12 protein-coding genes and 1 tRNA gene are annotated in these 12,996 nt (G+C 62.0%); 6 read left to right on the top strand and 7 right to left on the bottom strand.

The window, feature by feature from the left end; genetic code table 11:
• The first annotated feature begins 2 nt into the window (after positions 1-2).
• Positions 3-932, top strand: coding sequence for a tRNA glutamyl-Q(34) synthetase GluQRS (gluQRS, locus tag K0U62_11305; protein MCH9802099.1), 930 nt, complete (start codon positions 3-5; stop codon positions 930-932).
• On the opposite strand, the gene K0U62_11300 is transcribed toward gluQRS, so the two are convergent.
• Together K0U62_11300 and K0U62_11295 are read right to left on the bottom strand one after the other, a co-directional pair.
• Entirely contained in the window at positions 929-1,999 is a 1,071-nt protein-coding gene (locus K0U62_11300; GenBank protein MCH9802098.1) for a hypothetical protein, read from the bottom strand. The two genes, gluQRS and K0U62_11300, sit on opposite strands and share 4 nt — an antisense overlap.
• On the bottom strand, positions 1,992-3,209 hold the full coding sequence (locus K0U62_11295) for an AAA family ATPase (protein ID MCH9802097.1): 1,218 nt from the start codon (positions 3,207-3,209) through the stop codon (positions 1,992-1,994). The genes K0U62_11300 and K0U62_11295 overlap by 8 nt, the downstream gene beginning before the upstream one ends.
• Before the next feature lie 125 nt (positions 3,210-3,334).
• Here K0U62_11295 and K0U62_11290 point away from each other — a divergent pair, with 125 nt between their 5' ends.
• Positions 3,335-4,492: an acyl-CoA dehydrogenase family protein gene (locus tag K0U62_11290; protein MCH9802096.1), complete on the top strand. Its 1,158-nt coding sequence runs from the start codon at positions 3,335-3,337 to the stop codon at positions 4,490-4,492.
• Here K0U62_11290 and K0U62_11285 read toward each other — a convergent pair.
• The gene (locus tag K0U62_11285) at positions 4,489-5,253 is read right to left on the bottom strand and encodes a biotin transporter BioY (GenBank protein MCH9802095.1); all 765 of its coding nucleotides are present in this window, start codon (positions 5,251-5,253) and stop codon (positions 4,489-4,491) included. The genes K0U62_11290 and K0U62_11285 overlap by 4 nt on opposite strands.
• A 67-nt stretch (positions 5,254-5,320) precedes the next feature.
• Positions 5,321-6,184 carry an alpha/beta hydrolase gene (locus tag K0U62_11280; protein MCH9802094.1) on the bottom strand — a complete coding sequence of 288 codons (864 nt, stop codon included), beginning with the start codon at positions 6,182-6,184 and terminating at the stop codon, positions 5,321-5,323.
• A 247-nt stretch (positions 6,185-6,431) separates the two neighbouring features.
• Between K0U62_11280 and K0U62_11275 the strand changes: the two genes are divergently transcribed.
• The gene (locus tag K0U62_11275; GenBank protein ID MCH9802093.1) at positions 6,432-6,959 is read left to right on the top strand and encodes a DUF3145 domain-containing protein; all 528 of its coding nucleotides are present in this window, start codon (positions 6,432-6,434) and stop codon (positions 6,957-6,959) included.
• Between the two features lie 102 nt (positions 6,960-7,061).
• On the opposite strand, the gene K0U62_11270 is transcribed toward K0U62_11275, so the two are convergent.
• A complete protein-coding gene (locus tag K0U62_11270; GenBank protein ID MCH9802092.1) occupies positions 7,062-8,168 on the bottom strand; it encodes a VIT1/CCC1 transporter family protein in 1,107 nt (368 codons plus the stop codon).
• A 99-nt stretch (positions 8,169-8,267) separates the two neighbouring features.
• Positions 8,268-11,177, bottom strand: a complete 2,910-nt coding sequence (gene aceE, locus K0U62_11265; GenBank protein MCH9802091.1) for a pyruvate dehydrogenase (acetyl-transferring), homodimeric type — start codon at positions 11,175-11,177, stop codon at positions 8,268-8,270.
• Between the two features lie 9 nt (positions 11,178-11,186).
• On the opposite strand from aceE, the gene K0U62_11260 reads away from it, so the two are divergent.
• From K0U62_11260 to K0U62_11250, 3 genes are all read left to right on the top strand, one after another.
• Positions 11,187-11,576, top strand: a complete 390-nt coding sequence (locus K0U62_11260; GenBank protein ID MCH9802090.1) for a DUF3052 domain-containing protein — start codon at positions 11,187-11,189, stop codon at positions 11,574-11,576.
• A gap of 26 nt (positions 11,577-11,602) precedes the next feature.
• Entirely contained in the window at positions 11,603-12,061 is a 459-nt protein-coding gene (locus tag K0U62_11255) for a peroxiredoxin (GenBank protein MCH9802089.1), read from the top strand.
• A 43-nt stretch (positions 12,062-12,104) separates the two neighbouring features.
• Positions 12,105-12,178 (top strand) — tRNA-Val (locus K0U62_11250).
• Positions 12,179-12,520: 342 nt separating this feature from the next.
• Here K0U62_11250 and K0U62_11245 read toward each other — a convergent pair.
• On the bottom strand, positions 12,521-12,996 hold a 476-nt coding region (locus K0U62_11245; protein ID MCH9802088.1), incomplete at its 5' end, for a pentapeptide repeat-containing protein.

Below are 12,996 nucleotides of genomic sequence, written 5' to 3'. Positions count from 1 at the left end.
CTGTGTTCGGTCGCTTTGCTCCCTCGCCCACGGGGGAGTTGCATGTCGGTAACCTGCGCACCGCGTTGGTGGCGTGGCTGGCAGCACGCGGGTCGGGTCGCAAGTTTCTGGTGCGGATGGAAGACCTCGACCGGGTGCAGTCCGCGCCCGAGCATGAACGCGGCCAGTTGGCTGATCTGGCTTCGCTGGGGTTGGACTGGGATGGCGAGGTGGTGCGACAAAATGAGCGGTTTGATCGGTATCGGGCCGCCATCGACCAACTAGCGAGTCAAGGTCTGGTGTACCCCTGCTATTGCACTCGACGAGAGATCCGGGAGCAGATCGCCGCTGCAGTGCAAGCCCCGCATGGCCCGCCGGGCGCCTACCCGGGAACCTGCCGAGATCTGGATGAGGCGGATCGGCAGCTTAAGCAAGAAGAGGGACGCAGTCCGGCACTGCGCTTGCGTGCTGATGGGGTTGACCGGCAGTTCGCCGACCTGTTTGCCGGTGACTACAGCGGATCGGTGGATGACGTCGTGCTCGCCCGAGCTGACGGAGTTCCGGCGTACAACCTGGCGGTTATTGTGGACGACGCTGCCCAGCAGGTGGATCAGGTCATCCGGGGAGACGATCTGTTGGATTCGACGCCGCGGCAGATCATGCTGCAGCAACTCTTGGCGTTACCTACCCCGGACTATGGCCATGTGCCGCTGGTCGTGGACGCTGAGGGTCGCCGGTTGGCCAAACGCGACGAGCCGGTGACGGTGCGGCAACTGACTGCGGACGGTTGGACGATGGCACAGCTGGTGAGCGTGCTGGGTCGGTCGCTGGGTTTGGTCGCGTCAGGGGAGTCGGTGACGAGCGAACAACTGCTGCAGCGGTTTGCTCCTGAGCTGGTGCCGCGGGAGCCGATGGTGTGGACCGAGTGGTTGCGGCGGGGTCCGACGGGTTAGTCCGGTTCCGGTTGCGGATCAGCCCACCAGCCGCCGGGAGGTGGCCGCATCGCCGCTCGGTACATGCGTTCCTCGCGCACCTGAGCGTCAGCGATCGGCAGATTCCCGACAGTGATGGTTTCGGGGAACTGTTTGTGGCTGAAGGACTGCACGCCCATGCCGAAGGTGAGTGCTGCCCGCCGGCCGAATCGAATGTGACGATCATGGCCGAATCGTTCGATGTGGTCGCCGGTTCTGGTTCGTTCCGGCACCAGCACCAGATCCAGTTTGAGTTGGTTCTTCAGCGACTTTTTTAGCAGGACCAGACCACGTTGCACGGTTTCGGCGTCCATGGGTTCTCGCGGTGCGGATTTGAATGGCACTGCGGTAATGATGCGGACCTTTTGGTCTGTGATGGTGCTGATGTGGCGCAGTAGCCAGGTCAGTCCGTCTCCTTGGGGCCGGTCGTAGATGTAGTGGCGGGCGGCCTGTACCCCGGCGTACTTGTCATAGATCACCACGGGCCGAGTCGAGGCGACCAACGGCTGTAGTCGCTCTTTCCACTCTTCTTCCCGGCTGGTACCCGGTCGTAACGGGGCCGCCATGATCTGTCGGGCCGCCATGACGGTGGCGGTGCGACTCGCGGTGGTGATCCGCCCCACTTCCACCAGACCGCCGGGGGATTGCGCGGAAAATTCCTCTCGCGGCACCCCCAACAGTTCCGCCTGGGTGGATTCCACCAGCACTAGTTGCACGGTGTTGGAGTAGTTCTCGTCGAGCGCGGCCGGATCGAGCAGTTCATCCAGCGTGGGTTCGTGGGCAGGGTTGGCGATTCCGACGCTGATGCGCCGCGACGCCAATACTGTTTCCCACGCTTTGGCCAGTGATGGCGGCAAATCGCGCACAGCTGCGACGAAGGAATCCAGGTGTTCTTTCGAACTGAAGACCAGTTGGCCGTGAATCATCAGGTCTTCCAGCAGGTCTTCGTGAATGGCTCGTTGCAGCGCCGGATCAGTACCGTGATCGGCGATGGCGCTGGGTCCGATGCCCACTTGGAAGACAGATCGCCGCCGCTCCTTGCTAGCCAACGCGGTCTCCCAAATTCGGTAGCACCTCTGCGAGGCGTTCTTCGAAGAAGCCACCAGGCCAGCCATCCACCAGATCACCGGAGCGATCCACTTCGAGTTCACGCAGGAAGGTCCCGCCGTCCTCGTGGACATCGGCGTACAACACGGTGATCTGATCTGGTTTCAACACGCCCTCGCGCACCCGTCGCAGTAACCGTAAAATCAAGTGCTCACTGTGGGTCTCGATCAACATTTGCCCGCGACCTTCGGCCACGGTGTCAATGAACAGATCACCGACCGCAGCCTGCAGTCGCGGGTGCAGATGTACCTCGGGCTGCTCCACGATCACTAGTCCCTGGGCGGCCAAAATGCACTGCGTGATGACCGGTAGGAGTTGGCCGACGCCGTAGCCGACACTGCGCGGCGATACCAAGACATCCTCGCCATGACGGGTGTCCTCCAACACCAGGATCGCGAAGTCACCCGCAGTGGTGAGCACATCATCGGCCACTGGATGCAGCACCCTAACCCGGTACCCCAAACCCAGTCGTTCACACCAGTCATTCACCCGTTCCAACAGGTCTGGTTGGGCAGCCAGTAGTTCCGCCATCCGTTCACCGGCGGGACCTACGTAGTGTCCCGCCGAACCGGACAACACCGTGGTGTGTTCGGGGCGAGCGCGCATCGGCCCTAGGAAAAAGACCTGCGACAGTATGTCGAAAAACTCCGGCACCAACGACAACGCTCGAGCGTTGCCGTCCTGACCGGGCCACGGACGCGGACCGGTCAAGGTGAAACGGTGGCCATTGTCCTCGATCTGCAGTTCGGTGCGATCCGCTCGGCCGACAGCTTCGTCCCAGCGGAACACGCCGGTGACTCCGCGGGGTTCGCCGTCATGTGCGTTCCAGCCAAAACCCAGGGTCAGTGGCAGCGATAGGTCGTGACTGTGAATCGCGCTGCGGAAAGTGCCGCCTTGCACCAGGTCCCCACTCATGGCCAGGGTGTCCGGGTTGACCGCGGTCTGCTGGAGGATGGGCAGCACCGAGCATAACGTGGACTTGCCGGCTGAGTTCTGTCCGAAGATCAACGTCAGTGGGGCAAGTTCAACTTGGGTCGGTTGCGGCCCGTAGGCGCGCAGTCCTCCGACTGTTATGTTGCGAACAAGCATGGTCTGACCATATTGTGCTGCCGCCTTCTTCGCTGGCAGCACGGGCAACTGGTGTCGCAGCATTGTGCTGCTGCCTTCTTCGCTGGCAGCACGAACAACTGGTGTCGCAACCGGTACAACCTTGCGCGGGGGGTTCGACCGGGTACGGTAGCGGCATCGGGCTGCTGTCGGCTCGCGAGGAGGCTCTCATGGTGGATTTCAAGTTGTCGGCCGAGCACGAGGATCTGCGCAAGACAGTGGCGGCGTTCGCCCAAGACGTAGTCGCGCCGGTCATTGGTGATTTCTACGAGCGCGAAGAGTTCCCCTACGACATCGTCGCCCAGATGGGTGAGATGGGGCTGTTCGGTCTGCCGTTCTCGGAAGAGTACGGCGGGATGGGCGGCGACTACTTCGCACTCTGCATCGCCATCGAAGAGTTGGCGCGGGTGGATTCCTCGGTGGCTATCACGTTGGAGGCGGCGGTATCGCTGGGGGCGATGCCCATCTACCGGTTCGGGACCGAAGAGCAGAAACGCCAGTGGTTGCCCGATCTCACCAGCGGGCGCAAACTGGGTGCGTTTGGATTGACCGAAGCCAGTAGCGGTTCTGATGCCGGAGATATTGCCACCACCGCCCAGCGAGACGGCGACTCGTGGGTCATCAACGGCAGCAAAGTGTTCATCACCAACTCCGGTACTGACATCACCGGTCTGATCACGGTGACCGCCCGCACCGGCACCGACGACACCGGGGCACCGGAAATCTCGGCGCTCATCGTTCCTGCGGGGACTCCCGGGCTCACGGTGGCACCGAAGTACTCCAAGGTGGGCTGGAACGCCTCTGACACTCACGAGGTAGTGCTGAGTGACGTGCGCGTACCGGCGGCGAACCAGTTGGGGGAGTTGGGACGCGGCTACGCGCAGTTCCTGCGGATTTTGGACGAGGGTCGAATCGCCATCGCGGCGCTCGCGGTGGGACTGTGCCAGGGCTGTGTGGACGAAAGCGTGAGCTACGCCAACCAGCGGGAGGCCTTCGGTCGCCCGATTGGCGCCAACCAGTCGATCGCATTCAAGATCGCCGACATGGAGACTCGGGCCCATTTGGGTCGGTTGTCCTACTACGAGGCCGGCGCCCGGTTGCTGACCGGTGAGCCGTTTAAACACCAAGCGGCCATCGCGAAGCTTTACACCACCGAGGCTGCGGTCACCAACGCCCGGGAAGCGACGCAGATCTTTGGCGGCTACGGGTTTATGAACGAATACCCGGTTGCCCGGTTCTGGCGGGACAGCAAAGTGCTGGAGATCGGTGAGGGCACCTCTGAGGTGCAGCGGATGCTGATCGCCCGGCAGTTGGGTGTGGGCCGCTAGCCCTGTGGCGGTCGCGGTTGTCCGGCCGCGGCGGCGGGGGAGTCGTTGCGCAAGTCGATGCGTGACTGGTCGGTGAGTTCACCCGAATCGTCATCGCTGGGTCGGACACGAAGATCAACCTGCTCCTCAGTTGCCGCGTTGTCGTTGACGGTGCGCTCGGCAAGCCGCCAGGTGAGCGGCAAGACGATCGTTGCCACACCAATCTTGACCACTTCCCCCAGCAAGAACGGTGACATTCCCACTGCAACGGCGGTGTTCCAACTGTTGCCGGTAGCGACTGCGAACCAGGCCACGCCAATAGCAAAGATCAACACATCCCCCAACAGGAATGCCATCGCGGTGTCGAGTGGGTTGCGAGACCAACCCCGCTGCGCCAACCAGCCCACAAGTGCTGCCGCCAGCACGAAGCCGATGGCGTAGCCGTAACTGGACGAGGCCATCCCCGACGAGGCTCCGGGAAACCACGGCACCCCCATTAGACCAGCGACGCAGTAGAGCGCCACGGCCAGCGAGCCGCGCACCATGCCGAGGACCGCTGCCACGAGCAGCACCGCAAAAGTGGTCCCGGTGATCGGCTGGGTAGCCACACCGGTGGTGATCGACAGTTGGGCTGCCGCTCCAATGAGCGCTGCTCCCAGCGGAACGGCCAGCAATCTGGCTATCCGATTCGGGAGCAGGTCGGCAAGAACGCGGTCTGCGTTCACCTGAGAAACCACTAATCCTCCAGACCCGAAGCCGATCGGCCTGCCACGAGATCTCATTGTGCAGTGCGTGCCAGCCTGGGGGGAGAGGAATGCGGTGCTGGCCCCCATTCGGCGCAATTACCGGCTAGTCGTTGCCGATGTGCTGGTTGGCAAGCGACCGTACTGCGGCAGCCACCACGGCTGGTTGTTCCAGTGGCAGGAAGTGAGTTCCCGGCACGATCTCCAACTCTGCTTGTGGTAGTTGTCGCACCGTATCTAGGGCCAACGGGGCGGGCACCAGGATGTCGGATCTGCCCATCAAGAACTGGGTGGGACAACGGACTGGGTCCGCGTCGTCGAGGTCGCTGTTCGCTGCTCCGGAAATCAGCTTCAAGTACCACCGGTGATCTTGTTCCAAGTAACTCGCGACGATTCGGGTCAGGAGTTCCGGGGGGACATCTGCAGATGCCAAACCGCTGCGCCGCATGAACTGAGCGGTCGCTGAGTCCACCGGAGCCTTGTTGATCACCGACATCACCGAACTGGGCACCAGCCGGGAGGCTTGCGCGACGCCGGAGATGAAAGTGCCAGATAGCATCTCCACCAGGCGGCCGGCGCCACCGCGGGGAAGCCCAGCGATAGCGAGCAGCGAGGACACCAGACTCGGTCGGGTGGCCGCCAACTGATAGGCGATGGGTACGCCGGTGGACCAGCCGATCGTCAAGGGGGCAGCCAGTTCGTAGTGGCTCATCACCGCCGCAGCGTCGGCGACGTGGTGATCGATGCCGGTCTCTGATTCATGTAACGGCCGACTGGAACCGGAGGTACCGCGGTAGTGGAATCCCACCAGCGTGTAGTCGTCGCCTAAGGCGGTCATCAGTCCAGCCCAGCAGTCGGCAGGGGCGCCGATGTCATTGCAGATGAAGACCTGGTGGGGTCCGTCACCGACGCTCCAGGCGCGGATCACTGTTTCGCCCGATCCAAAAACGTCTTGCTCGCGAAAGGTCACACTTGCATCTTGCCCGGATCGGATGACCGATTCCCGGTGAAGCAAGATCACGAGCAGGTAACGAGTTGCTGATCCAGGGGTATTCCTCTGTTCATTTTCAAGCGGTGGGATACTCTGACACTGATCGAAAGATCAAGATCAACTGAATACACATGGATCTGAAGAAGGTCCCGCTAGCCGCTAGACAAGCAGCAGTGCTCCCGGTGAGGCCGCAGGGGAAGGCGAACCTCGACCGAAGGAGGCTGATATGTCGAATGCGCTGAAGCCGCTATATGCCGATTCCGCCCCGGCGCGTGGGGTGGTATTCATCCATTCCTGCCCTCGGGCGCTGAGCCCGCATGTGGAGTGGGCCATCTCGCAGGTCTTAGAGATCGAGACCTCCGTGGAGTGGACTGCACAGCCAGTGGCGCCCGGCTCGGTCCGCGGCGAAATTTCTTGGCAGGCTCCCGCTGGAACGGGGGCTGCGCTAGCCAGTTCCCTGGTCGGCTTCGCGCCGTTGCGGTTCGAGGTGACCGAAGAACCCACCACCGGTCGAGAAGGTGAACGGTTTGCAGTCACCCCAGGCCTGGGTATGTTCCGCGCGACTATCGGAATCCATGGCGACATGATGCTCAACGAGGACCGGATTCGCGGTGCCATGGCGGACACGGGCGATGGCGAGGACTTGCAGAGCCGGCTGCGGACCCTACTGGGTGCGGACTGGGATGAGGAACTGGAACCTTTCCGCTACGCCGGTGAGGGTGCCTCAGTTCGCTGGTTGCACCAAGTCGGCTAGCGCGGCGCCAGCGGGTTCGACCTAGCCTCCGTTGACTCCCCGCCAAGAGAACTCCCGGCACCCGTAGCCTGACCAGCCTTGGCTCAGGCAGGCCTTCGCCAGCTAGCCCAAGGACGTGCCGACGATATTGCCCAAGATGAAGGTCACGGCTGCGGCGCCGCCACCCACGAGCAGCTGTCGCATCGCTGAGCGGAACATCCCCAAGCCGGACAGTTTGCCGACAGTGCCACCCACGGCGAGCAAGGCCAATGCTGCCAACGTGACCGACAGAATCAATGCCGTGGCATCGGAGATCGCTGAACTAAATAAGTAGGGGATCACCGGCACGATCGCACCGAGCGAAAACGCCACGAAACTAGAGATGGCGACTTTGATCGGTGAACCGAGTTCATCTGGATCCAACCCCAACTCCTCGCGGGCTAGGGTGTCCAGCGCGACCTCAGGGTCCTTCATGATGCTTTCGGCCGTCCGACGGGCAGTTTCGGCGTCCAGGCCCTTGGCACGATAGATCAGTTCCAGTTCACGCTGTTCTTCCAGCGGTTTAGTCTCTAGTTCGGACTTCTCCAATGCGATCTCGCGTGTGAAGACGTCACGCTGACTCGCCACCGAGACGTATTCACCAGCGCCCATAGAAAACGCACCAGCGAGAAGGCCAGCAATACCGGCGAACAGCACCGTGCTTGCTTCGGTGCCACCGGCTGCGGTGGAACCAGCGAATCCCATCACTAACGCGGTATTTGAGACCAGCCCATCGCTAGCGCCGAACACCGCAGCGCGCAGTGACCCGGATTTGTCGGTGCGGTGCCATGGCTCACTGTCGTTCATTGCACGGCGCACTTCCGAGATCGAGCGGGCCGGGGTTGTGGTGGTTGTGGTGGACTGCTGTGCCATCCCCGCGAGCACTCGCTCGTGTTCCCGCTCGTCGTCGGCCATACCCGGTGCTGCGTCGGGTTCGTCATCGTAGATGCCTTGCGCGTCCCGTTCGGCCTGCTCCAGATCGGGCAACACACTGTCGAGGGAGAACTGGCGCGCCCGATTAAGCAACTGTTGATCGTCGGGGTCGAGTGAGCCGTCGTCCAGTGGGATCGTCACGCCGTCGCGTTCCAGCAAATGTGACCAATGCTCCGCGTGCCGGTCCTCGATCGCGGCTAACTCCAACAGCGCTTCACGGCGGTCGCCCTCGGCCAGTTCCGCCAGCGCCCGGTACATTCGGCCCGCCCGGCGTTCCCCGTCGAGGTAACTCAGGTATCGATCTGTGGCTTTCACGGCTTCATTGTTTCCCGATTGGTGGCAATTCGCTCGTCCGGATCAGCCGGAACCCTCCGCATTGCCGGCATCGGCCGCAGCAGGATCGGTGAGTTGGTACTCCTGGATGGCGGCGGCGACCTGGTTGGCATCGAACTCGCCGCGGCTTGCCAGCGCGGCCAAAGTGCGCACCACGATTGATTCGGCATCGACCAGGAAGTGCCGTCGCAGCGCGCCGCGGGTGTCCGAGTGGCCCCAACCGTCGGTGCCCAGGGAGTAGAAATCCTGCGGCACCCATTGGGCGATCTGATCCTGGACAGCCCGCATGTAATCCGACACCGCGATGACTGGTCCCGGCCGATGAGCTAGTTGCTGGGTGATGAACGGCACCTGAGGTTGCTGCTCGGGGTGCAGCAGATTATGCCGATCAATGTCCAGCGCCTCCCGGCGCAGTTCGTTCCACGAGGTCACTGACCAGACGTCGCTGGTCACGCCCCAGCGTTGCGCCAGCATTTCCTGGGCGCGTAACGCGGCGGGTACTGCAATGCCGCTGGCCAATATCTGGGCTCTGGCTTGCGGTATCGCTGATATCTGGTGGATACCGCGCAAGATGCCATTCACGTCCACCCCTTCAGGTTCGGCTGGTTGCGCGATGGGCTCGTTGTAGACGGTCAGGTAGTAGTAAATGTTCTCCGGGTCTGGCCCATACATCCGGTGGAGGCCGTCGCGGACGATATGGCCGACCTCGTAGGCGTAGGCGGGATCGTAGGCCCGCACCACCGGATTCGTGGCCGCCAGCAGATGAGAATGACCGTCCTGATGCTGCAAGCCCTCGCCATTGAGGGTGGTGCGACCAGCGGTGGCCCCAATCACGAAGCCTCGGGTCATCTGATCCATCGCCAACCAAAAGGCATCGCCGGTGCGTTGGAAACCGAACATGGAATAGAAGATGTAGAACGGGATCATCGGCTCGCCGTGGGTGGAGTACGACGTGCCAGCTGCGACAAAGGACGCCACCGAACCGGCCTCATTAATGCCTTCGTGCAGGATTTGGCCTTCCTTGGACTCCTTGTAGGACAGCATCAATTCCCGGTCCACCGAGGTGTAGGTCTGGCCGTGCGGCGAGTAGATCTTCGCGGTGGGGAAGAGGCTGTCCAACCCAAAGGTGCGCGCTTCATCAGGAATGATGGGCACGAACCGGGATCCGAGTTCGGGGGTGCGCATCAGGTCCTTGAACAGCCGCACTAACGCCATGGTGGTGGCGACCTCTTGTTTCCCGGAGCCTCGTTTCACCACTTCGAACGCCTTGTCCGGTGGCGTCGGCAGCGTGCCCGCGCTGCTGCGACGGGTTGGGATGGAACCACCGAGCGCACGTCGACGTTCATGCAGGTAGGCGGTGTAGTCGCTGTCCTGGGCCGGCTTGAAGTACGGCGGCAAGTACTGATCCAGATCGCTGTCCGGGATTGGGATCTCCAGTCGATCGCGGAAACTGCGCAGATCATCGACAGTGAGTTTCTTCATCTGGTGGGTGGAGTTGCGCCCCTCGAAATGGGAACCGAGGGTGTAGCCCTTGATGGTCTTCGCCAGAATCACCGTCGGTCGGCCGGTGTGAGCCGTCGCGGCAGCGTAGGCGGCATAGATCTTGTTGTAGTCGTGGCCCCCGCGGCGTAGCGACCAAATCTGTTCATCAGTCATGCCCGACACCATCGCTGCGGTGCGGGGGTCTTTGTTGAAGAAGTTCTCCCGAACGTAGCCGCCGTCTTCGGTCTTGAAGGTCTGGAAGTCGCCGTCGGGAGTCTGGTTCATCAGTGAGACCAGTGCACCCTCGGAATCTTCTGCCAGCAGTGGATCCCAGTTCCGGCCCCAGATGACCTTCAGCACGTTCCAGCCGGCGCCCCGGAACACTGATTCCAATTCCTGAATGACCTTGCCGTTGCCGCGTACCGGTCCATCTAGGCGCTGCAGGTTGCAATTGATGACGAAAATCAAGTTGTCCAGGTTGTCCCGAGCGGCTAGCGGGATTGCCCCCAAGGACTCCGGTTCGTCCATTTCACCATCGCCGCAAAACGCCCACACCCTTTGCTGCGAGGTGTCGCGAATGCCGCGGTGTTCCAGGTAGCGGTTGAACCGAGCCTGGTAAATAGCGTGGAGTGGCCCCAAGCCCATGGACACGGTGGGGAACTGCCAGAAATCCTGCATCAGCCGAGGGTGCGGATACGAGGGCAGGCCGCCGGGCTGGGAGAGTTCTTGCCGGAAACCGTCCAGGCGAGCCTCGTTGAGTCGGCCCTCCAAGAAGGCGCGCGCATAGAAACCGGGGCTGGCATGGCCTTGGAAGAAGATTTGGTCACCGCCACCGGGATGGTCTTGACCGCGGAAGAAGTGGTTGAATCCCACTTCGTACAGGCTGGCTGATGACGCATAGGTGGAGATGTGACCGCCAACGCCGATGCCGGGTCGCTGTGCGCGATGAACCATGATCGCCGCGTTCCAGCGAATAAAGGCCAGGATGCGGCGCTCCAATGCCTCATCGCCGGGATACTCCGGCTCCTTCTCCGGTGGGATGGAGTTGATGTAGTCGGTTCCTCGCAAAATGGGAATACCAATGTTGCGCTCGGCGGAACGGCGCAGCAGCGACAGCATCACGACGCGGGCGCGATGCTCGCCCACTTCATTGACAAGAGCGTCGAAGGACTCCAGCCACTCCCGGGATTCCTCCGGGTCGGTGTCCACGTATTGGGTGGGTAGTCCGCCAGCTTGCAACAGATGGGTGTCGGGATTGTCGTCCACTCGGCTCTCCTCGGTTTTCCTTCCCCTCACTATTGCGCTGATTGGCTCCCAACGGGGGCGCAGCGGCAAAGTGTGTCTCGGTTGTCCGAAAACGGTTGCGTTGGGCCGCTCGCTCCGCTCAACTAGGGGCGTGACATTCCGAGGACAGGACCGGACCGCAGTAGTGGCAAGCTGGAATGGGAGCATCTGACTGTGATGACTCGTTCCGACGGACTTTTGGGCGTTCGCAAGGACCACGTAGTACAACTGCTCGGCTATGACACGGACTGCGATGACACCGTGGTCGCCGCGGTAGCCGATGCAGCAGGAGTCGATCCGGTCAATGAAGACCATGACGACGTAGTGGACGTCGTGCTGCTGTGGTGGCGAGATGATGACGGCGACTTAGTAGACGCGTTGCTGGACGCCACCACACTGCTCGATGAGCGCGGCCAGATCTGGGTGCTGACACCGAAACTGGGCCGCGACGGTCACGTAGAGCCGGAGGACCTGTCTGAGGCTGGCCCGACTTCGGGTCTGCGCAGTACAGGTACGATCGATGCGGCGACGGACTGGAACGCGACGCGTTTCGTCGGCCGCAGTTAGATCCACACCTGACCTGAGGAGCACCTATGCCGCTGCACGTTGGCGATAAGGCCCCACTGTTCGAACTACCGAAGTCTTTCAAAGAACGGGTGTCGCTTGCTGACTTCCGGGGCAAGAAAGTCGTCCTGGTTTTCTACCCGTATGCCTTTAGCGGGGTGTGCACGCCGGAAATGTGCGGGATTAGCGAGATGGCGTCCGACTTCTCGTCCCTCGATGCAGAGGTCCTGGCGATCTCCTGTGACCCCTACGAAACGCTGCTGGCTTTCGCCAAGCAGAACAACTTGCAGCACACACTGCTGTCTGACTTCTGGCCGCACGGCGAAGTGTCGAAGCAGTACGGGGTGTTCGTTGAGAAGATCGGGGCCGCCGATCGCGGCAGCTTCATCATCGACCGCGAGGGCATCGTCGCCGGCACGATCATGACTAACCTAGGCACCCCCCGACATCCGGCCGAGTACGCCGAGATTCTGAAGCAGATCGACTGACCGGTCTGCGGTCCGTTGCCACGGGCTGCCATACTTCAATTGCGGGCGCATAGCTCAGTTGGTTAGAGCACCTGCCTTACAAGCAGGAAGTCACAGGTTCGAGTCCTGTTGCGCCCACTGTAAAAACCCCCAGTTTCCGGGGGTTTTTCGCATTTCTAGGGGTCCGCCAAAACTGCGTGCAACGATTTCGTGCAACAAACACCAAACCCTGGCTTGCGGTTTGACGCTGTTTAACGTGATTTGCCGGGACAGGAGCCACCAGGCAGCAAAACCACCAACCCGACCATTAAGGCCCGCAAAACCCCGCCACAACTCCGCTAACCCGTCCAACCCACCCACTTCCGGGGCGGTAAAAAAGTCCAGTGTGTGGGGGAATCTGTTGGGGCGCGTCAGAAAAAAGCGGTGTTGGTCTGTTGGCTACTTGTTTTGTTGTGTGGGTGGTTTAGCCACGACCCAGGCCTACTCCGTAACCGCGGTGGGTGTTGGGGGTGGGCAGTCGTCGTTGTTGAGGCTGCGGTCCGGCATTTCTGTCAGGCAGAAGGTCGCGCCTTCCAGGTTCGCGCCGTCCAGGTTCGCGTCGAACAAGTGTGCGCCGACCAGCCACGCGTCGACCAGCCACGCGTCTTTCAGGTTCGCGCCAGACAGGTCCGCGGCGTGCAGGTCCGTATTTTTCAGGTACGCGTTGGACAGGTTCGCTACTTGCAGCGTCGCGCCATGCAGCCACGCTGTGTAAAGGTCCGCTTCGGTCAGGTCCGCGCGGTCCAGGTTCGCGTCCTTCAGTTTCGTCCAGCGCAACTTCGCCTGTCTCAGTTTCGCGTAGTTCAGGTCCGCGCCGTTCATGGTCGCGCCGGTAAGGTCCGCGCCCGACAGGTCCGCGCCCGGCAGGTCCCAGTCGCCCGACAGGTCCGCGTTGGTCAGGTCCGCGTTGGACAGGT

The sequence above is a fragment of the Actinomycetes bacterium genome, assembly GCA_022599915.1.
Lineage (GTDB): Bacteria > Actinomycetota > Actinomycetes > S36-B12.
The sequence above is the reverse complement of the archived record's forward strand: the minus strand, read 5'-3'. Positions and strand labels throughout refer to the sequence as shown.

Bases quoted from the DNA above. Each gene is read 5' to 3' on its own strand.
- K0U62_11295 (MCH9802097.1), bottom strand. From the start codon at position 3,209: ATGCTGCGACACCAGTTGCCCGTGCTGCCAGCGAAGAAGGCGGCAGCA.
- K0U62_11260 (MCH9802090.1), top strand. From the start codon at position 11,187: ATGACTCGTTCCGACGGACTTTTGGGCGTTCGCAAGGACCACGTAGTA.
- K0U62_11255 (MCH9802089.1), top strand. From the start codon at position 11,603: ATGCCGCTGCACGTTGGCGATAAGGCCCCACTGTTCGAACTACCGAAG.
- aceE (MCH9802091.1), bottom strand. From the start codon at position 11,177: ATGCTCCCATTCCAGCTTGCCACTACTGCGGTCCGGTCCTGTCCTCGG.
- K0U62_11275 (MCH9802093.1), top strand. From the start codon at position 6,432: ATGTCGAATGCGCTGAAGCCGCTATATGCCGATTCCGCCCCGGCGCGT.
- K0U62_11290 (MCH9802096.1), top strand. From the start codon at position 3,335: ATGGTGGATTTCAAGTTGTCGGCCGAGCACGAGGATCTGCGCAAGACA.
- K0U62_11270 (MCH9802092.1), bottom strand. From the start codon at position 8,168: ATGTACCGGGCGCTGGCGGAACTGGCCGAGGGCGACCGCCGTGAAGCG.
- K0U62_11285 (MCH9802095.1), bottom strand. From the start codon at position 5,253: ATGAGATCTCGTGGCAGGCCGATCGGCTTCGGGTCTGGAGGATTAGTG.